Origin of the sequence: Candidatus Protochlamydia sp. R18 (assembly GCF_000648255.1) — a bacterium.
Classification (GTDB): Bacteria; Chlamydiota; Chlamydiia; order Chlamydiales; family Parachlamydiaceae; genus Protochlamydia; species Protochlamydia amoebophila.
Genome location: NZ_BASL01000697.1, coordinates 1 through 25,496, shown reverse-complemented (window position 1 = coordinate 25,496; position 25,496 = coordinate 1). Strand labels below are relative to the sequence as shown.

11 protein-coding genes and 5 pseudogenes are annotated in these 25,496 nt (G+C 34.9%); 5 read left to right on the top strand and 11 right to left on the bottom strand.

What is annotated here, in order from left to right:
• Positions 1-40: 40 nt before the first annotated feature.
• The 4 genes from smc to TY19_RS05970 all read left to right on the top strand — a co-directional run bounded on the left by smc (position 41) and on the right by TY19_RS05970 (position 11,568).
• Complete coding sequence (gene smc / locus TY19_RS05985) at positions 41-3,580, top strand: chromosome segregation protein SMC (protein ID WP_042280946.1); 3,540 nt, start codon at positions 41-43, stop codon at positions 3,578-3,580.
• Positions 3,581-3,611: 31 nt separating this feature from the next.
• Positions 3,612-4,724 (top strand): alanine dehydrogenase, encoded by a 1,113-nt coding sequence (gene ald, locus TY19_RS05980; RefSeq protein WP_011176033.1) that lies wholly within the window; start codon positions 3,612-3,614, stop codon positions 4,722-4,724.
• Between the two features lie 102 nt (positions 4,725-4,826).
• Positions 4,827-7,607: a hsp70 family protein gene (locus tag TY19_RS05975; protein ID WP_042280944.1), complete on the top strand. Its 2,781-nt coding sequence runs from the start codon at positions 4,827-4,829 to the stop codon at positions 7,605-7,607.
• A 190-nt stretch (positions 7,608-7,797) separates the two neighbouring features.
• Positions 7,798-11,568, top strand: coding sequence for a DEAD/DEAH box helicase (locus TY19_RS05970; protein ID WP_042280942.1), 3,771 nt, complete (start codon positions 7,798-7,800; stop codon positions 11,566-11,568).
• Between the two features lie 27 nt (positions 11,569-11,595).
• On the opposite strand, the gene TY19_RS05965 is transcribed toward TY19_RS05970, so the two are convergent.
• From TY19_RS05965 to der, 3 genes are all read right to left on the bottom strand, one after another.
• The gene (locus TY19_RS05965; RefSeq protein ID WP_039360129.1) at positions 11,596-12,624 is read right to left on the bottom strand and encodes a hemolysin family protein; all 1,029 of its coding nucleotides are present in this window, start codon (positions 12,622-12,624) and stop codon (positions 11,596-11,598) included.
• Positions 12,625-12,806: 182 nt separating this feature from the next.
• The gene (locus tag TY19_RS05960) at positions 12,807-13,721 is read right to left on the bottom strand and encodes a dual specificity protein phosphatase family protein (protein ID WP_042280941.1); all 915 of its coding nucleotides are present in this window, start codon (positions 13,719-13,721) and stop codon (positions 12,807-12,809) included.
• 12 nt (positions 13,722-13,733) lie between these two features.
• Entirely contained in the window at positions 13,734-15,197 is a 1,464-nt protein-coding gene (der, locus tag TY19_RS05955; RefSeq protein WP_042280940.1) for a ribosome biogenesis GTPase Der, read from the bottom strand.
• Between the two features lie 365 nt (positions 15,198-15,562).
• Here der and TY19_RS05950 point away from each other — a divergent pair, with 365 nt between their 5' ends.
• Complete coding sequence (locus tag TY19_RS05950; RefSeq protein ID WP_042280938.1) at positions 15,563-17,485, top strand: SulP family inorganic anion transporter; 1,923 nt, start codon at positions 15,563-15,565, stop codon at positions 17,483-17,485.
• 541 nt (positions 17,486-18,026) lie between these two features.
• Here TY19_RS05950 and yidD read toward each other — a convergent pair.
• The 8 genes and pseudogenes from yidD to TY19_RS26825 all read right to left on the bottom strand — a co-directional run.
• The gene (gene yidD / locus TY19_RS05945) at positions 18,027-18,380 is read right to left on the bottom strand and encodes a membrane protein insertion efficiency factor YidD (RefSeq protein WP_052354814.1); all 354 of its coding nucleotides are present in this window, start codon (positions 18,378-18,380) and stop codon (positions 18,027-18,029) included.
• A 28-nt stretch (positions 18,381-18,408) separates the two neighbouring features.
• Positions 18,409-19,377 (bottom strand): hypothetical protein, encoded by a 969-nt coding sequence (locus TY19_RS05940; protein WP_052354813.1) that lies wholly within the window; start codon positions 19,375-19,377, stop codon positions 18,409-18,411.
• Entirely contained in the window at positions 19,374-22,328 is a 2,955-nt protein-coding gene (locus tag TY19_RS05935) for a hypothetical protein (RefSeq protein WP_052354812.1), read from the bottom strand. The genes TY19_RS05940 and TY19_RS05935 overlap by 4 nt, the downstream gene beginning before the upstream one ends.
• Before the next feature lie 698 nt (positions 22,329-23,026).
• A pseudogene (locus tag TY19_RS26835) lies at positions 23,027-23,110 on the bottom strand (type II toxin-antitoxin system RelE/ParE family toxin); the annotation flags it as partial.
• A 123-nt stretch (positions 23,111-23,233) separates the two neighbouring features.
• A pseudogene (locus tag TY19_RS12835) lies at positions 23,234-23,779 on the bottom strand (Tn3 family transposase).
• Positions 23,758-23,955 (bottom strand): annotated as a pseudogene (locus TY19_RS26830) (Tn3 family transposase); the annotation flags it as partial. The pseudogenes TY19_RS26830 and TY19_RS12835, both read right to left, overlap by 22 nt.
• A gap of 25 nt (positions 23,956-23,980) precedes the next feature.
• Positions 23,981-24,539, bottom strand: a pseudogene (locus TY19_RS05925) (recombinase family protein).
• Positions 24,540-25,197: 658 nt separating this feature from the next.
• Positions 25,198-25,296, bottom strand: a pseudogene (locus tag TY19_RS26825) (IS982 family transposase); the annotation flags it as partial.
• Positions 25,297-25,496 lie beyond the last annotated feature (200 nt).

The window sequence follows — 25,496 nt, the reverse complement described above, 5'->3', positions numbered from 1 at the left end:
TTCTGATATGCTATTTGCTGTTGCATAAAGGGAGGTTATTGTGCGTCTAAAAAAACTCATGGCTGTAGGATTTAAATCATTTGCAGATAAAACAGTTCTGAATTTTGATCGAGGAATTACATGTATCGTGGGTCCTAATGGATGCGGTAAATCAAATATTGCCGATGCATTTCGCTGGGTATTAGGTGAGCAGTCAGCTAAGTCTATGCGAGGCCATAAAATGCCTGACATTATTTTTGCAGGAACCAATCATCGTAGACCCCTCAATTTTGCTGAGGTTTCTTTAACGCTTACAGAAGTACAGGGAGCATTACCTATTGACTACGAAGAAATTACTTTAACAAGGCGATTACATCGAAGCGGAGAATCAGAGTATTTTATCAATGGAAATTTAGTTCGTTTAAAAGATATCCAAGGTTTATTTTTAGATTCAGGAGTAGGGCGAAATGCTTTTTCTATATTTGAGCAAGGCAAGCTCGATCAGGTTATTAATTATACTCCATTAGAAAGGCGTCATATCTTTGAAGAAGCAGCTGGAATTTTACGTTTTCTACAGCGTAAAAGAGAGGCTTTAAAAAGACTCGAACAAGCTGATTTGAATTTTTCCCGCGTTAACGATATTCATTTAGAAGTTGGTAAGCAAATTGAAACATTGCAAGTACAAGCTAAAAAAGCCTTACAATTTAAAGAAAGTAAAACGCAGTTAGAATCTTTTGAAAAGACAAGTTATTTATTGCGTTGGGAAGGGATCGAAAAGAAAAAAACGGATGTGAATCAAAAGCAGGAAAAGCAAAAAGAACGTTTAACAATTCAACAACAATCTTTAATTCAATCTCAACAAGAATCGCAGAAAATTAAACTGCATATTCAAACGAGCGATAAAAATTTAAAAAGTAAGCAAGAAGAACTTTTTAAGATTCGAAATGAAAAAGAACTTCTCATCCAAGAAAATCAAAATGAAAAGCAACGTCTAGAAGAAATACAATTAAAAGAAAGAAAAATCAAAAGAGAATTAGAAGAATTAGCGATTGCCCGTCAAGCTCGCCAAAAGACTTTGCAAGAAATTCAATCCAATCAAAATAAGTTAGAAGCAGAGTTTAAAGACATTGAATCGAAAATTTCCCATCAGCAAGACAAAGTCAAATTTCAGGAAAGAGAAGTAACTAAATTGCGACAAGAGCTGCAACTTAAGCAGCAAACGCATATTAAGCATTTACAGGAAGAAAGTCAGTTATTAAGTGAAATAAAACAAACTGAAGTGAGATTGGAAAATTACGAAGATAAAAAAGAAACTCTCAAAATTCGATTAAAGCAATTGTCAGAAGATAGTCAAACAATAACCCAACTTATCCAAGAAAAGAAAAAGCAACTTCAACAAATATCAGGTTTAGTAGATTCCCATAAAGATCGTTTAGAACAATATGAAGAAGAATTAAAAACTATTGCCAGAGATCAAGAAACTAAGCAAAAAGAAATAGAAATTCATAAAAGAAAACTTATTGAATTAATAGCTCGGCAAAAAGTTTTGCTTCGCATGAGAGAAGAACATGAAGGATTTTCTTCGGGAAGTAAACGATTGCTTTTTGAAAGTCAAAATTCGCAAAGCTTATTTTTTAAAAAGTTGAGACCCTTGTATGAATTTATTGCATTAGAACCAGAGATTGCTGAAGTTTCTTCTGTTATTTTAAAAGCTTATTCACAAACGCTTGTCGTCGAAACGATAGCAGATTTTGAACAAATTCTTCAATTTGCTAAACGAGAAAATTTACAAGATTACTCATTAATTTGTTTGGAAATGTTGCAAGAAAGGAAAAATTTTTCTAAAAATCCACACTCTTTTTTAATTAAAAAAGATGTCCATCCTGTGATTATGCATTTTCTTCAAAATGTTATTCTCTTTAATTCCTATGAAGAAGTTAGCAAAAATTTAAATGAACCAGGCCTAGAGGGGTGGACTCCCGATCAAAATTTTATCGATCATAAAAATGTCTTTTTTAAAGTCAAAATCTCTGAAAACCAAGTTTTTTTGAGAGAAACAGAGTTAAAAAGCTTAGGAATTGAATTAGAAGAAAAGGAAAATCAGGTTCTTAAAATAGAACAAATCCTTTCACGGATGGTGCAGCAAAAAACCTCTTTACAAGCAGAAAGAGCTGAATTAGATAAAATGCTTCGAAGAGATGAAATGAAATTAGTAGAGATAAATTTTGGTTTGCAAAGAATATTAGGAGATTTAGAAAAATCAAAAATTGAGCAAACTCAAATTTTAATTGATGAAAAAATTATTTTTGAACAAATTGAAGAGCAGACTTACCTTCTTAAACAAATTCAAAATAAACATTTTATCCTTAGACAAGACATTATTCAACGTCAGCAGGAAGTTGACCTCTTGCAGTCAGAATTAGAAAAGCAAGAAAGCACTCTTCGTATTCAATTGCAAGACCATAAAGAAAAAGGAGAGTTATATCGACAACTTTCAGAAAATAAACAACATTTGTTGCATCAACATCATTTATTGGAGTCTAAAGAACAAGACCATGATTACCAAGTGCAACGATTCACAGAGGAGATGGGAGAATCCCAAGAATTACAATATCATTTAAAACAAAAACACTCTCTAAATCAATTGTCTTTAACCTCTCTTGAAGAACGATTACAATTCATTCATAATGAATATAGTGATAGAGAAAAAGAATGTGAAATTCTAAAAAAATCTTTGGAAGATTTGGAACAAAAAACTTTATCTCAATATGCTGAAACAAAGAAAATGGAATCTGATCTAGCTCAAATTCAAATTTTAGAAGCTCATTTAAGTTCCTCTGCTCAAGCTTTACAAACGGAATTAAGAGAACGTTATGATTTGGCTATGGCAGATCTTGTATTATTGACATTACCGATCGATCTTTCTCTTGAACAAGTTGAAAAACAAATCCGCACAATCAAACAAACAATTCAACTTGCAGGCGATGTGAATTTATCCGCTATAGAAGATTTGGAAAAGCATCAATTAAGGTTTAATTTTTTAAATCAACAACTTCAAGATATGCATGAATCTAAAAAAGAATTATTGCAAATCATATCACAATTAGATGAGGAAAGCCGCAAGCTTTTCAAAGAGACTTTTGAAGAAATTCGCCATAATTTTAAGAAGAATTTTCAAATTTTATTCAACGGGGGGGAAGCAGACCTTCACTTTACAGAAACCGATGACATTTTAGAAGCTGGAATTGAAATCAGCGCTAAACCTCCTGGAAAACAGATGCGTTCGATTAGCTTGTTATCAGGAGGTGAAAAATGTTTAACCGCGGTCGCACTTTTATTTGCGATTTTTGAAGTTAAACCAGCTCCATTTTGTATCCTCGATGAGATTGATGCTCCTTTAGATGACTCAAATGTTGAACGTTTTGTTAATGTCGTTAAACATTTTGCAGATCGTTGTCAGTTTCTAATTATTACTCATAATAAAGGAACGATGGCAATTGGAGATGTCTTATTTGGAGTATCCATGGAAGAAAAAGGTGTTTCTAAATTGTTGTCATTAGAATTTACTCATCAAACTCCAGAAGTGACTTTAGTAGATTAATCAAACTGTTATTATAAACTGAGAGAGAATTATGATTATTGGGATTCCGAAAGAGATTAAAAATCATGAATATCGTGTCGGAGCTACTCCTAGCATGGTGCGTTTATTAGTAGATGCAGGCCATCAAGTATTTGTGCAATCCCTTGCTGGAGATAAAATTGGATATAATGATGAAATGTTCACCCGTGCAGGCGCCAAAATTGTTCAGTCGGCAGAAGAGGTTTATAATTCTGAAATGATTATTAAAGTTAAGGAACCCCAACTTAGTGAATTTCCTCTTTTGAAAGAGGGGCAAATTTTATTTTGCTATTTACATTTAGCTCCCGATCCTGAGCAAACTAAACATCTGGTAGAAAAAAAAGTTGTTGCTATTGCTTATGAAACTGTTACTGATGTTCAAGGGCGTTTACCTCTTCTTATTCCTATGAGTGAAATTGCAGGTCGCATCGCTATTCAAGTGGGAGCTACAAGCTTACAACTCAATTATGGAGGGCAAGGGTTATTATTAGGTGGTGTGCCTGGTGTTGCACCTGCTGAGGTTGTCGTTATTGGGGGTGGCGTTGTTGGAACAGAAGCAGCCCGTATGGCTCTTGGGCTTGGAGCAAGTGTGACAATATTTGACAGAGATTTAAACCGTTTACGGTTTTTGGATGCATTATATGGACCTACTTTGAAGACAATGTATTCTTCTCCTTTAACAATAGAGGAAGCGGTTTCTAAGGCAGCACTCGTCATTGGTGCTGTTCTTATTCCAGGTAAAACAGCTCCTAAGCTTGTAACGAGAAAAATGATCCAAAAAATGTCTCCCGGTACAGTAGTTGTCGATGTAGCAATAGATCAAGGTGGATGTATGGAAACATCAAGACCTACCACTCACACTGAACCTACTTATGTAGTTGATGGTGTTCTTCATTATTGTGTAACGAATATGCCGGGCACTTGTGCAAGAACATCAACTCAAGCATTAACAAATGCTACTACAGAATATGCTCTTGTGATTGCCAATAAAGGATGGAAAAAAGCCCTACTCGATCATGTGGGTTTACGTCATGGATTGAATGTTTGTTTTGGGCAAATTACGAATGAGTCAGTGGCTTACGATTTAGGTTATACATATGTTCCAGCAGAAAATCTCTTATCTTAAATTTTTCAAATAAAAAACGGTTAACAGGTTGCAAAACACCTCATTTTAAGTTTTGATACATGTTTTTCTTTCATTAAATTCAAATTTAATTTTCTGAGGACTATGCGCTACATTATAGGCATTGATTTAGGGACTACCAATAGTGCGATTTCTTTCATAGATACGTTAAAACCGTATTGGTCTATAGAGCTGTTCTCTATTTCTCAGTTAACAGCACCAGGAAAGATTGAATCTCTCTCAACGCTCCCTTCATTCTGTTATTTATTAAGCACGAATGAATGGCCGGAAGGGGCTTTACGCCTTCCTTGGAAAGAAGAAAAATTTTCTGTTGTAGGGCAATTTGCTAAATTAGAAGGAGCTCGTGTTCCGACGAAACTTGTCCAATCGGCTAAAAGTTGGCTTTGTCATGTAGCAGCTAACAGACAGGATAAAATATTACCAATAGAGGCAGCAGATCCTCTACAAAGAATTAGCCCTGTCGAAGCTTGTGCAAAATATTTGTCTCATCTTAAAGAGGCATGGAATCAATCTTTCGCAAGAGAAGATCATTCTTCAGAATTTGAAGAACAAGAAATTATTTTGACTGTGCCAGCTTCTTTTGATGAGGTAGCTCGCACTCTTACAATTGAAGCTGCTCGTTTGGCAGGATTGCGACATGTGACGCTTTTAGAAGAGCCTCAAGCAGCTTTTTATAGTTGGATTTCTCAAAATGAGAAACAGTGGAAAGAGATTTTTTCTGCTGGAGAAACTATTTTAGTGTGTGATGTCGGAGGAGGAACCACTGATTTTAGTTTAATTGAAATTCAGGAAAAAGGAAAAGAGCTTTTTTTTCAACGTAGATCTGTAGGAGACCATTTACTGCTGGGGGGAGATAACATGGATTCTGCTCTTGCCCATTATCTAGAACAAAAATTTCAAGCACAAGGATTTTCTAATCTTGAGTCAACTCAATGGCTTCAATTACTCGCTGAAGCTCGTTTTGCTAAAGAAGCGTTATTGGATACCAAACACGTGAAAGAGTCTTATACAGTAACTTTGCAAGGCTCTGGATCGTCTGTCATCAAAGGTAGTATGTCAACCTCTCTTACAAGGGGAGAATTACAACAGTATTTATTAAAGGGTTTTTTTAATTTTCTTAACTTGGAGGAGGCATTAAAATTTAATAAGACAAAAGGAATCAGAACAGTTGGTTTACCTTATGAAGATGAGCCATCAATTTTAAAGCATTTGGCTCGTTTTTTGCAGCAAGCAAACTATTTTCAAACCAATAAAAGAATCAATTATATTCTTTTTAATGGAGGTGTTCTGAAGCCAATTTTGTTTCAGCAAGCAATTATTGATGCTCTTGCTCAATGGTTTTCATCTGCTCCTCCCTCCGTTTTAGTTTCTGCTAGTTTGGACTTAGCTGTTGCAAAAGGAGCTGCCTATTATGCAAAAGCGCGTCGAGGCCAAGGGGTTTCTATCAGAGGAGGATTGCCAAGAACTTATTATTTGGAAATAGATGTTAAAGATGCTCAAGGAAAAATTGTTAAAAAAGCTTTAACCTTGCTTGCTAGGGGAGCTGAGGAAGGAGCTGTATTCAAACCCTCACAAACGTTTTTTCTTCGAACTAATACTCCAGTGTGTTTTCATTTATTGACGTCACATATGAGATTAAATGATAAAGAAGGTGATCAGATATTGATTGATGAACAAGAAATGCATCGCTTACCCTTGATTCAAACGGTTCTTCGCTATGGAAAAAAACAAACAGAAAACGAAGAAATTCCTGCTTGTTTGAATATTCATCTTACTCCAATTGGTACTTTAGAACTTTGGTTAGAATCTCAAAAAACTGAACACCGTTGGCATTTAGAATTTCAACTCCGTTCAGTGTCTGGGCAAGAGGATAGTTTACAGTTTATCGATAAGATAAGAAAGGATGAAACATTTGATACGACTTATTTAAAACTTGCTTCAAAAATCCTTGAAGAATTTTTTATGGGAACCTCCTCTATCAAATCAAATCAATTGATAGAAAAACTTGAAAATCAATTAGGAATAGAAAGGAAAGATTGGTCGTTAAGCATTTTAAGAGAATTGTGGAATCCTTTATTAAAGTGTGCAACAAATCGAAAACTTTCGCAAGAATATGAAACGCGATGGTGGAATTTAGCAGGATTTTTTCTGCGCCCAGGATTTGGATTTCCTCTTGACGATTTTCGGGTTAAAGAGCTATGGAAAATTATTTTAAGTGATTTCAAGAGCAGCAAAACACAAGAGGTGTTAATTCAAAAATGGATTTGTTTTAGACGAATCGCTGGAGGGCTGAATAAGGGCCAACAAATGCAAATAGCTAGTGATTTAATAGAAACTTTGGTAGATAAAAAAAGTGGTCAATTAAATTGTAAGCGAAAAAATGAAGTTTATGCCTATTCAGAAAAAATTAGAGCTTTTGCGGCTTTGGAAAGAATTGAACTTTCTTTAAAACATCGATTAGGAAATTTAATTCTTCAAAGATTTGTTCGAGGTGAAGAAGAAATATGCGATTATTGGGCTCTTTCGCGAATTGGAACGAGGAATTTGATTTATGGATCTGCAGGTCAAGTTATTTCAAAAGACATTGTTGAAAAATGGATTGAGCTGTTGTTAAAAATCACTCCTAAAGATCCATTTCAATACCTTTTCTTGTTAGAACAGTTAGCAAAAAAGACAAATCAAAGAGAATTGAATGTATCTGAAACCCTAATTCAGAAGTTAATTAAAAAATTTCCAGATGTTGATTTAACTCATCATTTGTCTTCTGAAAGGAGATTTTCTCAGATAGAAAAGGATCGGTTATTTGGTGATCAGCTACCTTCTGGAATTGTTTTGGAAGAGCTTAAATCAGACTTAGAGTATTAAGCCTCTTTGATTGACCTTATGTTTGACATTTGACACTTGCAATATCATTTCTTCTTTAATTACCACAAAAAATTCAAAATTTCAGAGTCTTGCAATTAGCTCTAGAATTTATACATTTATTTTTCTGATTATTATATGATTAAAAGTTTTGAAGAAAATTTGATTGTCCTTTTAGCTTTAAAGAGAAACGATGACTGCTATTCCTTCCTATTTACAACCTTATTCTCAAGATGCAGAAAAATCGCTAAATGCAAAATTAGCGAAAGAGATTGAATTTTCTGGGGCAACTTATCAGATTCTTGTTGAAGATTTGTACACACATTTAGAGTATTGGGTTTTTCTCCAATTAGAAGCACAAGGAAACATTAAAGATGCTTTTTGTTCGTGTAATAGTCAGGGTGAAGGATGCTTACATCAACTTGTTGCTTATTTGAGTTTATTCAATACAAATGAAACACCCTTACATTTAAGATTTGAACAATCTTTGTGGAATCATCTGTGTTTTCTTTATGAAGATCGTTTAAATGACGCATTAATGGAGCTAAAGCAACTCCAACCTGGTCATTATATTTTTCAGTCTAGTTCAGAAAAAATTATTTTTTCTATCAAAGCTTTGAGTGATTCATCGATTTTATTTTTAGATGAACTAGTGACTCCTCGCCCTAAAGAAACAGAAGAAACTTCTCTAAAATTTTCTAATTTATCCAACGAAGATCTTTTACTTTGGCGTGAGGGTCGGCCTAATCCACAGTTAAGATATGATCTTTCTTATTGGAGTGATTTAGCAAAATGGCTAATGCGTAAACAAGATAATCAAGAAGCGTATCAAGTATCATTCCAGTATTCTAAAAAAAAGCTCCCTAATTGGATACAAATTGATTTCTACGATTTAGAAATAGGGTTTTATTTATCTGAAGCTAATTTGCCATTCATTATTCCTTCTTTAGCTACTGTCAAATCTCCCTTATCAGTTCGAAATGCTAATAATCAAGGAATTGATCGTATAGAGTATGATAAAACAACGGGAATCATGCGCATATTTGAAGGAACTCTTGAGAAAGCACCTAAAATTAAAAAGGAATCAGATTCTTTCTTAGATGGGATACGTTTAGAAAATTGGATATTTATTCCTGAAAAGGGGTTTTATACTGATGAACCACATAATCTATTGCAAACTCCAGAATTAGAAGAAGAACAATTGTCCGTTGCTTTAACTGAGCATCAACGTTTTCTTTCTACTTTATTAACAAATGAAGTAATTCATAGATCTGTACAGGTTCCTTCCTATCAATTGTTTTTCGATAAAAAATGGAATTTGCATATTGTTGCTTATTTATTTGAAATAGGCGACTTATCTTTAAATTATTCACGGATCATTGGAGATTGGGCTTATCTAGATGGAGAAGGTTTTTATCCCTTAGAAAATAAGCGTTTTGAGGAAGTGGAAACGATTATTCCTATTTATCAAGTATCAGATTTTGTGACACAAAATCGTGGTTGGTTAAATAACATAGAAGGATTTCATACGCATATTAGAAGCATTGAATATCAATTAAGTTATCAAGTGAGTGAAACAAATCGTCTTACTTTTCAATGCTCCCTAGCTAAAGCAAAACAACGAGCTCGTTTGCAGGATTTTGGAGTATGGGTTTATTTAGAAGAGTATGGATTTTATTCTAAATCCGTTGGCCCATTTAGCCATTTATTAAAGCCTGGTTTTTCATTAAGTCCCGAACAAGTTCCTTTATTTATTCGAATGAATCGCGACGAGCTATCTTTGATTCCTCATTTTTTTTATGAAAAATGTCCTCTCGAAAAAACGAAACTCCATCTTCAGATGACTCAAAAGGGAACAATAAAAATTAATCCCGAATACGTTTTGTTACCTTTTTTGAAAGACACAAATTTCCGTTTGTTTGATGATTTCATTTATATCGAAAAAAAGGGGTTTTATGAGCTCTCTGCTCCCTTAAGACTTCCTGAAAAATTTCGTTACCCTGTTGAATTAGCAGGGGAAGAATTAGATTTATTTCTCTCTTATGAAATGGAAGAAATTCGCCCTTACATTCATGATATCGACCCAAGATTGCTCAAACCTCAAAAAAAACAATTGGTGACAAGTTTTGTTGAAGCGGAAGAGAAAAAAGGTAAAGGTTGGTATCGCTTTAAACTATATTATCAAACTGAAAATGGTATCATCTCTATTACGGCTCTTCGCCAAGCTTTAAACAAAAAGAAGCAACAATTTGCTTTTTTTGAGGCAGGATTAATCGCTCTTCAAGATAAACAATTAGATTGGATTCGCAGATTAGATAAAGATCGATTTGATAAAGATGAAGAAGTGGTTTTTTTGACAACGTTAGAATTTATGCGCATCAATGCTTTCGAGCAAATACAATTTTTTGAAACTGAAAATCTTGATTTAGAATCTAGTCAGAAAAATTTTATCGCTTTACAGGAACTTCAAACCCCAGATGTACCTAATATTACAGGTCTTAACAGTCATTTAAGACCGTATCAAGAAATTGGTGTTCAATGGTTATGGTTTCTTTATCATCAACAATTAGCTGGTTTACTTTGCGATGATATGGGGCTGGGAAAAACCCATCAAGCCATGGCTTTGATAGCTTCTGTAGCTAATCTTTATCGTAATTACGCAGAAGGGATTCAAAGGCATTTTCTTATCGTTTGTCCAACTTCTGTCATTTACCATTGGCAAGATAAATTAGAGCAATTTTTGCCAGGTTTGAGGATTTGTACATTTTTTGGTGTAAAACGTAGTTTAGCAGCTTTTCATCAAAGTTACGATATTCTTCTGACATCTTATGGAATTCTTCGTAACGAGAAAGAACTTCTCTCTCAAGTAAATTTTGAAATTGCTATTTTCGATGAAATTCAAGTCGCCAAGAATCAGACAAGTTTAGTTTATGCTGCTTTAAAAAATGTTAAAGCTCAAATGAAATTAGGATTAACGGGGACTCCTATTGAAAATCATTTGAGAGAATTGAAATCTTTATTTGACATCGTTCTGCCAACTTACATGCCAAACGAAAATGACTATCGAGAGCTTTTTATTAAACCTATTGAAAGAGAATATAATTCACACAGAAAAGATATCCTAAATCGATTAATTAAACCTTTTACATTGCGTCGTAAAAAAGAAGATGTGTTGAAAGATTTACCCGAAAAGAGTGAAGAAATAGCCTATTGTGATTTGTCTCCTTATCAACAGCAACTTTATACAGAAGTTTTAGAACAGCGTAAACGTCATTTAATGCAAGATTTAAAAGATGATCAAACACCTATCCCCTATTTACATATTTTTGCTCTTCTTTCTAGTCTTAAGCAAATTTGTAATCATCCAGCAGTTCATTTAAAAAATCCGGGAGACTATCAAAAGTACTCTTCTGGTAAATGGGAACTTTTTATAGAGCTTTTACGTGAAGCAAGGGAAAGCCAGCAAAAAGTAGTGGTTTTTTCACAGTATCTTGGCATGCTAGATATTATTGAAAATTACTTGAATGATCAAAAAATTGGTTATGCGTCGATTCGAGGGTCAACACAAAATCGAAAAGAACAGCTGCAAAAATTTAATCATGATCCTTCGTGTGAAGTTTTTGTGGGATCACTTCAAGCCGCAGGATTGGGAATTGACTTAACAGCAGCTTCTGTTGTAATTCATTATGATCGTTGGTGGAACGCGGCGCGTGAAAATCAAGCGACAGATCGTGTTCATCGAATTGGGCAAATGAAAGGAGTTCAAGTTTTTAAACTTGTGACAAAAGGAACTTTTGAAGAAAAAATTGACGCAATGATAAACCGAAAAGGTCAGCTAATGGAAGAAATCATTGGCGTTGATGATCAAAATACTTTGAAAAAGTTCACCAGAAATGAACTAATTGAACTTCTCACTTACGAAGAAAAAGATGATGATCATATGACTCTTTCAGATGTAGAATAATAAAAAAAATTCTTCTAATTTTACAAATCATTTTATAGAACGACCCAAGATCCTTTTTAATGATCCATCATCTTCTTCATCGTAAATATCACCGACTATTTCTTCGAAAATGGCTTCCATGGTAACAATTCCACTTTTATTTTTTCCTTGATAGACAATAGCCATATGACTCCGATGATCTTGCATAAAACGAAGAGCAGAGAGAATGGGTAATTTATCTTCAATTTTAAGGGGGGGACGAACAATAGACATCCAATTTTGTTGCCCAGTTTTTTGAAAAGCTAAAAATTCTTTAGCGTTGATAATTCCCATAACTTCTTGACCTTGTAAAACAGGTAAGCGTGTATGACCTGATGAGATGACAATGTTTTCTACTTCGGACAATGTTTGAGCACTGTTAACGCTAACAACTTCAGGCCAACTAACAAAAATTTCTCTGACAGTTGTTTTTTCAACCTTAACAATATTAAAAATGTATTGTTTATCGAACGTTGAAAGATGTTCTAAGGGAAAATTTGATTCCTCTTGACTTTCTTCACTCACAACGTGGTGTTTTGGAAAAGAGGCTAAAACCATTTTGGTCGACCATTCAAGTGAAGAAACAATAGGGCTGATAAATCGGCTGGCCTGAAAGAGCCAAGGTGCAGATTTCGAAGCAAAAAATAAAGGGCGTCTTAATGCCAGAGTTTTGGGAACAAGCTCTCCAACTACCACACTAACGAAAGTTAAAGGAACAACAACAATCATCAACGAAAGAATTTCAGCTAAAGTCTCAGTCAATCTAAACGTAGAAGTTAGCCAAGGAGTAATGGTTTCTTCGGCACCAGCACCCCCTAAAGCTGCTGCAAATGCCCCCAAAAAAGTAATTCCTATTTGAATAACGGATAGAGTTCTCTCTGGATTTTCGCGTAAAGTTAAAAGCAATTTAGCTCTTGCATGCCCCTTTTTAATCCATTCTCTCAAAGTTGATTTACTAACTGCAATAAAAGCTGTTTCTGCTCCAGCTAAAAATGCGTTAAGAATCAAACACATTAAAATCAATAAAATTTCAAACATAATTTGCACTTTATAACGATTTGATCTAGTAACTTGAATTTAAAGTTTTTTCTTTGAGATTTGGATTTAGGGATAAAAAAATTTATTTTCCATCTACCCTTTCATAGGTAAAGTAAGTAATAAAAATTCTTTGTAAAACAAACGGGTTTTTTATTCCTAGTGACTTTTCTATTAAATTTCAATTACAGCGTTACAGAATTTGACATCAGGGTAACAGCATAATTGTTTAAAGCTTGTTTTTGAACAGAATTAATGTAAATTTGAGGGCGACTTTTTCTTACAAAATTGATTGCTTGTTGAACTAAATTCGTGCCTTCTTGTAGAACTAGCTCATGCTGGCAATATTTCATGATATATCCAATAATCATCATCGCACTACGGCTTCTACCAACTTTGCAATGAACATACACATGTCTTTGCTGCAATTGCTCATGAATGAAGTTAACCCCTTCGTTTAATTCATTGATAGGAATGGGATGTAAATCAAAAATTTCAATTTGCTTATGTGGAATACTTAAATGAGCCCAGTCAGTTGGGAAAACAGGAGATCCTATACATCCATTTTCACTGTTTTCAAATGTTTTTAAAACACTTAAAACAGAAAATGAACGATCAGATAAAAGGTTTTGAAGTTCTCGATGGTGAGACATCGTCGCTAAAGGAATAGCTCCTAAAAGTAATTTATGGTTCATGGTAGAATTGTGAGAAAATTGGATTTCATCATACCAATTTCTTTTCGTAGAAAAGGGAAGTAGTTTAGACATAACTTTAACAAAAGCAGCTTCTAGCCTAATACATAAAAGAGAAAACTCAAACCAAATTTTATGATTGTTATTTTTTAGTAAAAAAATAAAAGCAAGAGATAAAGCTAATAAAGTTGTTTTTAGTAATTTGGGTGATAAGATGGTGATTCTAATCAAAGTAGAAAAAGACAGTCCCGTTAATGTTCCCAAACAAACAAATGCATAAAAAGTAGGGCTTTTAAAAGCTCTAATCAAAGTGTTTTCTATTTTACGATCTATTTCTTTAATGGTATTTATCTGAGAAGGTAAATGACCGGACGAAAGATTTAAGTTTAAATGAAGCGGAGCTTCCATCTTAGTTTCCTCTTATTTTTCTGTTAAATCTTCTTCATTTTCAAAATAATAGTCTTCATCATTTACCCTCTGTTCCTGATACAATTCATCATATTCATTATTTTCCTGATCTGTTGATTTTGTTTGTTTTTGAGCCAGAGACAATGAAGAAACTGGTTTGTCTCTTTTTGTTTTTCCTTTCAAATGAATAAGGATAGGGACGCCAGTAAAGGCATAAGCTTCCCTAAATTGATTATAAAGATACTTTTTATAAGTATCGGTCATCAAATTCGGATAATTAACGAATAAAATAAATTTGGGGGGTTTAACGGCAACCTGTGCCATATAATAAATGCGTAAACGCTTACCTTGAATCATAGGAGGATGATTTTTTTGGAGTGCTTCTCCGATGAATTTATTCAATTGATGTGTTGTGATTCTTTTTTGCGAATTTGCATAAACTTCTTGAATTAAAGGAAACAATTTATCAATATTCCGCCCCGTTTTAGCAGAGGTGAAAATCTTGGGACAATGACGAAGAAAAGGAACTTCTTCCTCCAAGTTTTGCAGGCAATGTTCCATACGGAAACCCTGAATAAGGTCCCATTTATTAAGCAAGATGATACAGCCTTGTCCAGCTTCTTCGATCGTATTCGCTATTTTCTTATCCTGCGCTGTAATTCCTTCTTGAACATCTAGCATCAAAACGCATAAATCAGCCCTTTCAATAGCTCTTTCGGTGCGAATTGCAGCAAATTTATCGACAACTTCATGTTCAGCTCGTTTTCGTCTTATTCCCGCTGTGTCAATAAGAGTGTAGCATTCATCTTTATGGGTAAATGAAATATCTACACTATCACGAGTTGTTCCAGGTATAGGACTAACAATGCAACGGTCTTCATCTAATAAGTAGTTAACCAGGGAAGATTTTCCTACATTAGCTCTTCCCACAATCGCCACTTTAATGGAAGAAAAAGTTTCTTGAGATTCAATTTCACGCGAAATTTTTTCAAAAGCTGTTTCCAATAGTTCTGCGATTTGCCAGCCTTGCGCTGCTGAAACGGGAACCATTTGCTTGATTCCTAAAGAATGAAATTGATGCATTAAAGACGTTTGCGATAAATTGTCAATTTTATTGACGGCCAAACAAACAGGCTTTTTTGTTCTTAGCAAAACTCTCGCAACTTCTTTATCTAATTCTGTTAAACCGACATGAGCATCGACAACTTGAACAATCGTATCTGCTTCTTCAATCGCGATTTCAGCTTGACGTTTGATTTCTTCATTAAAAACTTCTTTTGAACGAGCATTAATACCGCCTGTATCGATTACTTGAAAATGAAGTCCAAATAGTTCGCCTTCTGCATACAATCGATCCCGAGTTATTCCTTCCGCTTCATCCACGATTGCAATTTTTTGTTTGCAGATTCGATTAAATAGTGCTGATTTTCCCACATTTGGTCGCCCAACAATGGCGAGTTTGGGTAAATGGGTCATGATGATCCTCGGTTGATTACAATTGACGAACAATTTAGAATGAAAAGTTCTGAATCAAATAGTTTAATATTTTTAGCTCTAATCTTTTTGATAAGTGGTCTGACTTGAATTTTGGGCTTCGAAAAAGCATTACTACAGAAAGATATTAAATAAAAAGCGATTAAAAATATATATATTTTAAATAATTGTTTCAAAACAATCCTGATAGGTTTTATAATTAAAAGTTAAATTTGTTTATTATTTAATAAAGAGCATTTATTTTTATATTATATTTTTTTCAAAAAGCCTAGACAGCGTTAAGAAAAATTTAAATTTTTTAATAGATTAGAATAAAGTTATTTTCATAAAAAATTACCTATTTAATTATGTCACACTCTCATCATGACGAAGTATCTCTGACTGCTTTCAAGAAAGATTTTGAAAAATATTCTTGGAGTGCATTTCGCTTAGATTTACTGTCGGGCTTATCTGTTTCTATGCTGACAGTTCCTCAAGTAATGGCTTACGCTCTTGTAGCTGGTTTACCAGTTTCGTGTGGTATCTTGGCTTCTGTTTTTTCTGCTATGGTGGTAGCTATTTTCTGTTCTTCTCGCCATTTAATTGTTGGTCCTAGCAATGCAATCGCTATTCTAATTCAAGCATGTATTTCAGAAATTTTATTTACCCATTATCGAGATATTTCTGGTCCTGAAAAAGAGCAGCTCATTTTGCAAATTTTATCTCAACTTATGTTGTTAGTAGGAGCAATTCAAATTTTAGCTGCATTTTTTAAATTGGGAAGGTTGACGCACTTTGTCAGTCATACGGTGATTATTGGCTATATCTCTGGAGTTGCTCTTGCCCTGGTGATTAACCAAATTTTTCCCTTACTTGGTATGCCTGTCCCTCGTCATCTTTCTTCTCTCTATGAAATGAGTGTTTATATTTTAACGCATTTGACAACGATCAATTGGCCGACAGCTTTAATTGGTGTTACGTGTTTGAGTTTGTTGCTCATATTAAGAAGAATTGATCGAAAGCTTCCTTCTGGTGCCATTGTTTTAGCTATAGTAGCTCTTGTTGCTTATTTTTTTGGTTATATTTACAATTATTTTATTGTTAATGAATATCAATTTTTCAATTGGGAATATATTGGAAAAATAATGGAACCTATCGCCCTTGTTGGAGAGACAAACGGTGAGGGATTAATTCCCAATTGGGGTTTGCCTTATTTTAATACAGGAATTATGAATAACTTACTTCCTGTCGCTTTTGCTATTGCTCTTTTAAGTGTCATGGAAGCAACAACAGCTTCTAAGTCCATCGCCGTAAAGTCGGGTCAGCATCTCTCTACAAATCAAGAAATTTTTGGAGTGGGCTTAGGAAACTTTTTTGGTGCTTTTATTGGAGCGATGCCTGTATCAGGAAGTGCGGCTAGGAGTTCATTAAATTTTGAAAATGGTGCTAAAACACGTTTAGCAGCAATAGTAAGCTCTCTAACTGTTGCTTTAATTTTATTTGCTTTTGGTTTTCTCATTAGACACATTCCTGTTGCTGCTTTTGCAGCTCTTCTGGTTGCATCAGCTAGTAATATCGTGAATTTAAAACAATTATTTGTCTGTTTGAAAGCGACGCGATCAGATGCTTTTGTTTTGATTTTAACAATATTGTCTTGCATCTTTTTTAGACTAGATATTGCTTTTTACATAGGTGTTATCATGTCTATTTCGCTTTACTTAAAAAAAGCAGCGATTCCTCAGCTTGTCGAGTTTACAGTAGATAATGAAGGAGTCTTGCATACAATCGATCACCATCACTTACAAGAACCTCGAAGTATTCGTTTTATTAAGGTTGAAGGGGAGCTGTTTTTTGGCTCAGCAGATTTATTTCAGGCCGCATTAAAGTCAATTACAGAAGATGATACAACAACAAGAGTCCTCATTTTACAGCTCAAAAATGCGCGCGATATTGATGCGACAACTTGTTTAGCATTGCAACAACTTCATCATTATTTGAAATCTTCAGGAAGGCACCTTATTGGCTGTGGATTAACCCACCAAATTTGGGATGTTTTGAGTGATTCAGGTATCATTGATATTGTCGGAAAAAGCAATTTATTTATTTTTGACGAAAAACATCCTCAATTATCTGTTCAAAAAGCTTTTATACGAGCACATGAACTTTTATCCATCGATACAGCAAATATTTCAGAAATTGTCCCTCCTATTACTGCGATGCCTATGCCCGAAGCTATTTCTGATTCTCAAGTCATAGATCCTTCTTCAGTTATTTCACCAGTAGCCAACTAATCCATTTATATTGTATGAGTTTTTTTAATAGCCAGGGGAAGCGCGTTAAAGTTTCGGTAAAATTTTTTTACTGAAATTAAATTCTACTAGGTTTTTTAAAAGAAGGGAGTAATTTTCTTAGTATAGGGGATTGCCAGCTGATTCAAAGGCTTTTGTTAACATTTTCATTGATAATTGATGAATTAAAATTCTCAAAATCAGCGTCATTAACTCGATAAGTCAGGGCTATGTGATAGAGTTCTTTTAAACCACCTACCTTCAGAGACTTGATAAAGCACAAGGAAAAAAGTTACCAAAAAAAGAATAATTTTTGCTTTTAATGTTTGTTTCTTCTTGGATTTCTCTAGTAAGAGCTTCTAAATAGAGGCTCACCGTAATAAGAGGCTTGGGAAAATTTAAAAGTGCTTTATAAGGGCTTCTTGACTTACCAATTAATAATCAATATCATTTTTTCTAGGCTATAAATACCTATCGGAAGATCGTGCTGAATGAACTTTGCAATATTTCCCAATTCATGAAAAAAATATACTTTTATAAAATTTTAAGGAACCGGATCCCATTTGATTGTTTTACCATTGGGATCGAGAATTGTTCGGTAAATCCACGGGTCGTCATTTTCTCTCATTAAGCGATCACACCCCATCGTATAACCTCGAAAAAAACCGTATTTACGCATTGCATTTAATGTATATTGAGAACTACTGGGAATAAAATGGCTTCTTGGCCCGTCAGCTGGTGAGATCACTTCTTGGTGAAAGCGAATGGCTTGCATGCCTAATTTTGCTAAAAGAGAAGGGGAAGAAGAAGGACAAGCATCAAAATGAGGAGAAATTAAATCCGCATCTTTCCCCCAAGGATCGCTCAACAAAGGGGCAATAAAAATGAAACTATACATAAAATATTTAAAACAATATTTTTTCACGCTAAAAACTCGTTTGAAACATAAGAACTGGAAATAATTGATGGTCAATCAAAATTTTTTTACAGACCCCTTCATAAAGACGATTATTAAATTCCTGAGCTTCTTGACCAGCTCCATTGATCCCTCCATAGTACCACCCCATCTCCATACTAGCTGTAATGATACCCGCAGCCGGATAACCTCTTTGAAAAAATTGATAAGCAGCGTAAGTAAATAATGCATTAATCATAAAAGAGGTTAAAGCTGATTTTTTTTGGCCTACATAGTAGTAGCCAGCTCCTGGTAAAACAGCGTTTAAAAAACGGGCTCGTTTGGGCGATTTGGCGTATGTAGAATACGTGTTTAAACTAGATTGTATACTTTTAAAGTCTCGATGTTGTTGAATGAGTGATTGAGCTTCGTCAATTTGTTTTTTTTTCAAAAGAGAAAATAGAGTCAGATCTTTAGCTGTTTCGTTTGAACATTTTTGAATCATTTTATGAATACATTCTGCTTTTTCCTCTTGGTTTAATTGCTGGTAGCTTTCGTAAAGAATAAGAAGAAGATTGTTGAAGGCGGGAAATAAGTAATTTACTTGAAGGAGATCGGTTGACTCAAAAATGTTCACAACTTCTTGATATTTATGACCTAGATAATAACAAAGTAATAGATCATAATGAAGCTGCAGCTTTCGTTCGACTAACTCTTCTGGGATAAGAATTAAAGCTCTTTTGTAGGCTGTAATAGCTCGATATAAATCCCATTCTTTGGCAAATACCTCTCCAATGATTAGCTCCTTACCCCATTCGCTTTTTTCTTCCTCATGTGAAAGACGTTGAAAAGGTGATGGTAGATCTGTAAGTTGATGAGATGGCGGTGTGTAAACAATGATAGGATCCATCTCACAATTTGTCATTTGGCAACTTGATGTTAAGACCAATTGAGCTGTTAATGCGAGATGGATGGCATATTTACAAATCTTTTTTATCATCGAACCGTGCGACCAGTTTCATCTGGATCTGTCAATTTAAGGTTTAAGAAATCCATTGCTTCATCAAGTTCATAATTCCACGATCTTTTAAATTTAGATTTTTCAATACAAACATCTTGTTGACGTTTGGTAACACTCTCGAGGTCTTCTTCTGTATCAACGATAAGAGGACGAATAAAAATCATGAGATTACGTTTGCTGTCGCGATTTGATTTTTGTTTAGAAATTCCTCCTATTAAAGGAAGCCCTCCTAAACAGGGGATTCTATTTACAGATCTAGACTCGGTGCTCTGAATCATACCGCTCAAAATGACAAAGAATCCGTCTGGGACATGGACTTTAGTAACTGTACGACTTTTTGACAAAACAGGAACTAAGTTAACGTCCACTACAGAGGGATTATTTCCGACACTAGGATTAGCGTTACCCCCGTCATTGGTTACTTCTTGAATGATGTCAAGAGTGATAATTCCGTTATTCCCAATTAATGGAGTAACTCGCAAAGTGGTACCCACATCAATAAATTGGAAATTATTGGTAATAACAGATCCAATGTCGTTAGCAATTGACTGTGTTTTATAACGGTCTGTCGAACCCACAAAAACTTCGGCGGTATTGTTATCTTCCGTTACGATTTTTGGGTTCATGATAATATTAATTTTTGTATCCGAATGAATGGCTTTAACCAAAGCTCCAATCGTACTGAAATGCAATCCACCATGGGTTAAATGACGGCCAATAATACCGGCTGTATAGCCGTCTCCACTTAGAACGGTATCTACAATAGGATTATTTGTGATAGCATTCGTTAAAGAACCCACAAGCCCAGATCCTGTTCCAAGGAAATTCTGACCACCTGCCGTGTTACCCCCTCCAAAACGTGATCCCCAGTCCACTCCATACGTTAAAGAATCTGTAATAGTTGTATCAAGAATAAGCATCTCGATAAAAACTTGACGTAGAGGAATATCAATTTCTAAAATAAGCTCTTTAATTCGTTCTAAAGCAGGAACGGTTCCAGTAAAAATAAGCGAATTAGAAGATTCGATCCATTGGCTACTGTTAATGGAAGCAATCAAATCTAGATTTGCTAATCCTGTCATCTGCAAGCTTTCTCCGATTCTTCGAAGAGCCATGACGATTTGTTCCCCTTTACGGTAGCGAAGTTTGTAAATGAAAAATAGAGTTCTTTCAATGTGTCCAGCAGGAAGGTCTTGAGCCCAACGTGAATTAGGGGAGATTCCACCGGGAAGAAATTCTTGATTTTCCTTAAAAATTCCTAACCTTCCTTCATTACCTGGTAAAAAATTAGGGTTTAGAGGGGCTCCCGGAATATTTAATGTTCCAGACGTGTCACCTGCTCTTAAAGGGGTCCCTTTTGGAGATATTCCACCTGTTCCCACTCCACTTGTATCTCCTTGTTCTTCCGGAACGGCTGAGCTATCTGGAGCCCCTGGGTGAGTTTCTGGTGGATATCTCAATCGAGTAGCTACTTCTTGCTGTATACGCAATTTTTCGAGATCAAGGATTTTAGTTCTACCTTCATTAATATCTAAATTTTCAAGAATAGCTAGAGTTTTGTCTACAATGAAGGGATTAGAAACGATAAAAATACTATTGGTTGAGGAATGAGGAACTAAAACAAAAGGATTTCCTTGCGCAATTGGCTGTAGAATTTTAGTTGCCAAATCGGCAAGCGAAGCGACAAAAGCATTTCGAACCACATATTGTCCAACTATCACTCCACTGTTAGGAGCATCGAGGGTAGAAATTAGTTGAGCAATTTTATTAACATTAGTAACTAAATCTGTGATAATTAGATTATTGGAGTCGCGTAAGACCTCTATTAAAGCATCCTCTGAAAGAAGAGGTCTAATAATTTCGCTGGCTTTGAGCGGATCTAAGGTATTTAAACGAAATACACGAGTGACGATTTCTGTTTCAAATGTTGTGGGTTCTGTTCCGCTAAAGACAATTCGTGAGGGAGCACGTACGCGAGAATTGCGATGGATAATTAAATTATTTCCTTGTTCAATCAATAGTAGATCACGAATTCTGAGCTCTTGTAAAAGAGCTGCCATAAGGTTTTCAACAGAGGTTGGTTCTTCAGAAACAATTGTGACATTAAATTGTAAATCTTCATCATCAAAAATAAAATTTTTGTTGGAGATTCGACTGATGAATCGAATGTATTCAATCATTGAAACGTTGTTAAAATTAATCGAGATCTCTTTTAAACTTTGCCCATTTGAAGGGATGTCTGTTTGCGGAGTTGTTTCAAGATTGATTGAGGTCTTGGCAGAAGATGAGTTTGCAGATCTAGGCGAAGTAAGAATAGACGGATTATTCTCGTTGATTTTTTGAGGATTGGCTGGTGGTTGGGTGATATCTGGTAAGTCAACGGACCCTTGAGGGCGATCGATAATAGATTGAGAGGGTTGTGAAGCAGAAGGCGCTAAATCGATTTGAGAAGTAGAAGGTTGAGAAATAGGAGATTCTTTAGGATATTGAGAAGGAGTCAAAACCGGAAGGGGAATATGATTGGAATCAAAAGGGGTATTTAAATTTAAAAGGGAAGAAGATTGCTCGCCATCTGTTAGTTGTGCAAGAAGTTTGTCATCATTAGCTAAGAAATGACTTAGATCATCAATTAACTCGTCAGAAGAAGAAACGTGAAGGGATGAAACTTGTCCAACTGCTGTTTTAGTGTTAGAAGTTACCCCCACAATATTTTTTAAACTGTCATTTTGAAAAGATTTCTTTTTGACAATTTTAATGTTTCCTGTTCCTTGGTTCAAGCTTGGGTTGACATAGGCAGATGAAGATTTGGCAAATTCATCATATTTTTCATCGGAAGCCGCTAGAGAAGAGGAAATTCCTGACTGATAAGCTAAGGCAACTAGCCAGCATTTAAATAGATAAGAATGATAATAGGTATTGAATTTTTTCATGAATCTAAACTTCTCAATTTGATAAAACTACTGATGGTAGATCCCTATCCTTAGGGATCGAGTCTTGTTTTATTCCAAACCTGAGCATTTATTTCCAGAAAAAATGTATGTAAACTTGTTCAAATTTTATTTTATCAATAAAAATGGCCATTTTTGGGTTCATTATGGCAGTTTTTAAATGAATGATTTCCCCTAGTTAATTTTTTTAGAAAATGTTTAAAACGTTTCAATCCTTAATATCAAGTTCGTTGATATTTTTTTTAAAACCCTGATAATGGGATTTATTTTACAAGTACGTTCATTTTCAAGTTTGTAGGCGGGGTTGTGGAAAGCCACCAACTAGACGAATTTGTTCTACTCTTTGCTTTAGAAAAAGGTGACTTACGAAGCAGCTCTAATGATGAGAAATCTTTGCAAATTTAAAGGTGAGCTTATTCAAGAAAATATTGGGATCCATATTATGCAAAACTAGTGAGGGAAAAAGTTCGTACTGATCCTATTGCTACTGTTCCAGATGTTTTAAAAAGCAAAAATATTCAGTTTAATTGTGACAAGTGCTCAGCATATCATTGTTAATTGTATAAACCAAAATTTTATCTGAGAATCTTTCATTTAAATAATGATAATAATTTAACTTTATAAAAGAAGTTTTAATGAATCAATTTATTAACTTTGAATTTATTAAATTGATATAGGTTAAATTTCACGGTATAAACGGCTCTGTAAGTTCCTTCTGCATCACTCTCGACAATCTCTAAAAAGGCTGCATTTCTAAATCCTTTAAAAGGGTTCAGCTCAGAATTCGGATGATAAAACACGTTAAGGATGTTACTTTCCCTGCAACGGTCTGAATTCGTCCGTTCCCATTACCTTGTTCTGTTGCCAAACATAATCTTCTGTCAAATTTATGTGCTCCTAACCAAGCGAGGGGATAAATGCTTAAGCAAACTTTCATCCACCTGCTGCCCACTATCTTTCATATGCCGGTTTGCTCGCTCTAAATACACTGTATTCCATAAAACGATTGCAGCTATCACAAAATTAAAACCAGAGGTACGATAGCGCTGATTTTCAAAACTACGCTCGCGCATTTTGCCAAGGCAATTGAAAAAACAGCTCTTGCTAATATGTTTTTGGCTTCTCCTTTATTCAGTTCTGTATTGACACGATGACGCAATTCAACATTTCTGTAACCAGAGAGTGCGTTCGATCCGCCCAAGCTCTATCAATGCCATGACTGACCCATTCTGACGTGGATAACTTCCAAGCTTACGCAATATTAAAGAAGCTGTACCCGTTCCTTGTTTAATGGAAGCAGCCAAACGTAGAATTTCATTTCAATGAGATCGGATGTGCTTTACATTGATTACATCATCAATCATGGTATTAATTGAGGGATATTCCTTTTTACTACTTGTAACAAATAATTGTTTATCCGCTAAATCACGAATGCGAGGCGCGAAGCGAAATTCAAGAAGATGCATAAGCGCAAAAACATGATCTATAAACCGGATGTATCTATGTAGTGTTCCTCAATTCTTATATCAGATTCGTGATATAGCAGACCGTCAAGCACATAGGTTGCATCACGAACTTCACTGTTTATAACCTTTGTATGGAAGGGTAGGATAGGATTGTGCGTCGAGACATATTTATACCGAACGAAGATATTGATAAAGGGTTTCAAGGCTAATGCCAAATTCTCTGGCAACTTTTGCTTTCTTTTCACCATTTTGAATGCGTTGTCGTAATGAGCGAATATCAGCATCCGATAAAGATCGCTTGCGCCCGCAATAGGCACCACGCTGCTTGGCTAGAGCAATCCCCTCGCGTTGACGCTCACGAATTAAAGAACGTTCAAACTCGGCAAATGCTCCCATGACTGACAGCATAAGGATGGCCATAGGAGAATCTTCACCTGAAAATTTTAGGCTTTCTTTTACAAATTCAATGCACACGCCGCGTTGAGTTAACGTCTGGACAATTGAACGCAAATCATCGAGATTACGAGCCAATCTATCCATGCTATGGACGAGCACATTGTCTCCAGCGCGTACAAAGCTCATCAAGGCTTCAAATTGTGGACGTTTAACATCCTTGCCTGAAGCTTTATCTACAAATATTCTTGTGACCTGAATATTATCCAATTGCCTGTCAGGGTTTTGATCGTATGTGCTAACTAGTACGTACCCAAATACGTTGTCCAGTCATAAAATCTCCTTAAAGTGTCGGTTTTGAGTCTATAACCTTTTTGTAATGTGTTAATTAAGGAAGTAACTTTATTCTGACGTGTTTTTGATTTATCCTTGACATCAGGTTAGAGTACACTCTAAGATGACATCCATTTTTTGAGACGTACGTCTAGAACGCAAGAGCTAACAAAAAAACATGCTAACAATGAGGGATTTTAATGAATATCGTATTCACTGAATGGGATAGAGCCTTAGTTTATCTAGTTATCTTTGTTGTTACATTTTTATTTTCTTTCCTTGCATGGAAAACAATCTTTAATGAGCTTGATTACTATAACATCAAGTACACAAAAAAAACAAAACAAAGGACGTTATGGCTAATATACTTTAGTCTCGTTTCAACAACACTATGGTTGCATGTCTTACAACAATTGCTTTCACGACTGCAACACTAACCCCTCCTGCTCTTATGGCTGGTGTTAATTTTGATCTAAACGCAATTAACTTTTGCATTAAGGTAGAGAAAGTTTTTGGGAAGATCAAGAAGTGCATAGACAAGGGTGAGACAAACAAAATCATTGGGTACATGTTGCGACCTAAAGCATGAGGTAGAACAGTACACTGGCAAGAAAATTGATATTAATAAACAGATTGATCAAGTCCAAAGAGAAGCGAAAGCGATTTTTGTTTCCAGATTTTATAAGGTGTTTTTCCCATTCTTGCTTAAAAGATTTCCAGAAATCATCAATTGTACAATAGAGTTCAGTTACATCCATTTTGACCTCTCATGATTAAGTATGGTTGTGGTAAACAATGCTTTTAAATCATGTTGAGGTCTTTGTCATTCAAATTTTATACAGCTTGTTTAAGCCTAAACACCTAAACCCAAAGTTCAGGTTAAAGTCTGCTTTTCTTCATTTATCATGTTTATTTTGCTCTAATAAGTTTAATAAATTTAGCAAAATTTTAGAATTAT

Excerpts from the sequence above, each read along its gene's own strand:
- ald (WP_011176033.1), top strand. The coding sequence starts at position 3,612 with ATGATTATTGGGATTCCGAAAGAGATTAAAAATCATGAATATCGTGTC.
- TY19_RS05975 (WP_042280944.1), top strand. The coding sequence starts at position 4,827 with ATGCGCTACATTATAGGCATTGATTTAGGGACTACCAATAGTGCGATT.
- TY19_RS05970 (WP_042280942.1), top strand. The coding sequence starts at position 7,798 with ATGACTGCTATTCCTTCCTATTTACAACCTTATTCTCAAGATGCAGAA.
- TY19_RS05965 (WP_039360129.1), bottom strand. The coding sequence starts at position 12,624 with ATGTTTGAAATTTTATTGATTTTAATGTGTTTGATTCTTAACGCATTT.
- TY19_RS05960 (WP_042280941.1), bottom strand. The coding sequence starts at position 13,721 with ATGGAAGCTCCGCTTCATTTAAACTTAAATCTTTCGTCCGGTCATTTA.
- der (WP_042280940.1), bottom strand. The coding sequence starts at position 15,197 with ATGACCCATTTACCCAAACTCGCCATTGTTGGGCGACCAAATGTGGGA.
- TY19_RS05950 (WP_042280938.1), top strand. The coding sequence starts at position 15,563 with ATGTCACACTCTCATCATGACGAAGTATCTCTGACTGCTTTCAAGAAA.
- yidD (WP_052354814.1), bottom strand. The coding sequence starts at position 18,380 with ATGTATAGTTTCATTTTTATTGCCCCTTTGTTGAGCGATCCTTGGGGG.
- TY19_RS05940 (WP_052354813.1), bottom strand. The coding sequence starts at position 19,377 with ATGATAAAAAAGATTTGTAAATATGCCATCCATCTCGCATTAACAGCT.
- TY19_RS05935 (WP_052354812.1), bottom strand. The coding sequence starts at position 22,328 with ATGAAAAAATTCAATACCTATTATCATTCTTATCTATTTAAATGCTGG.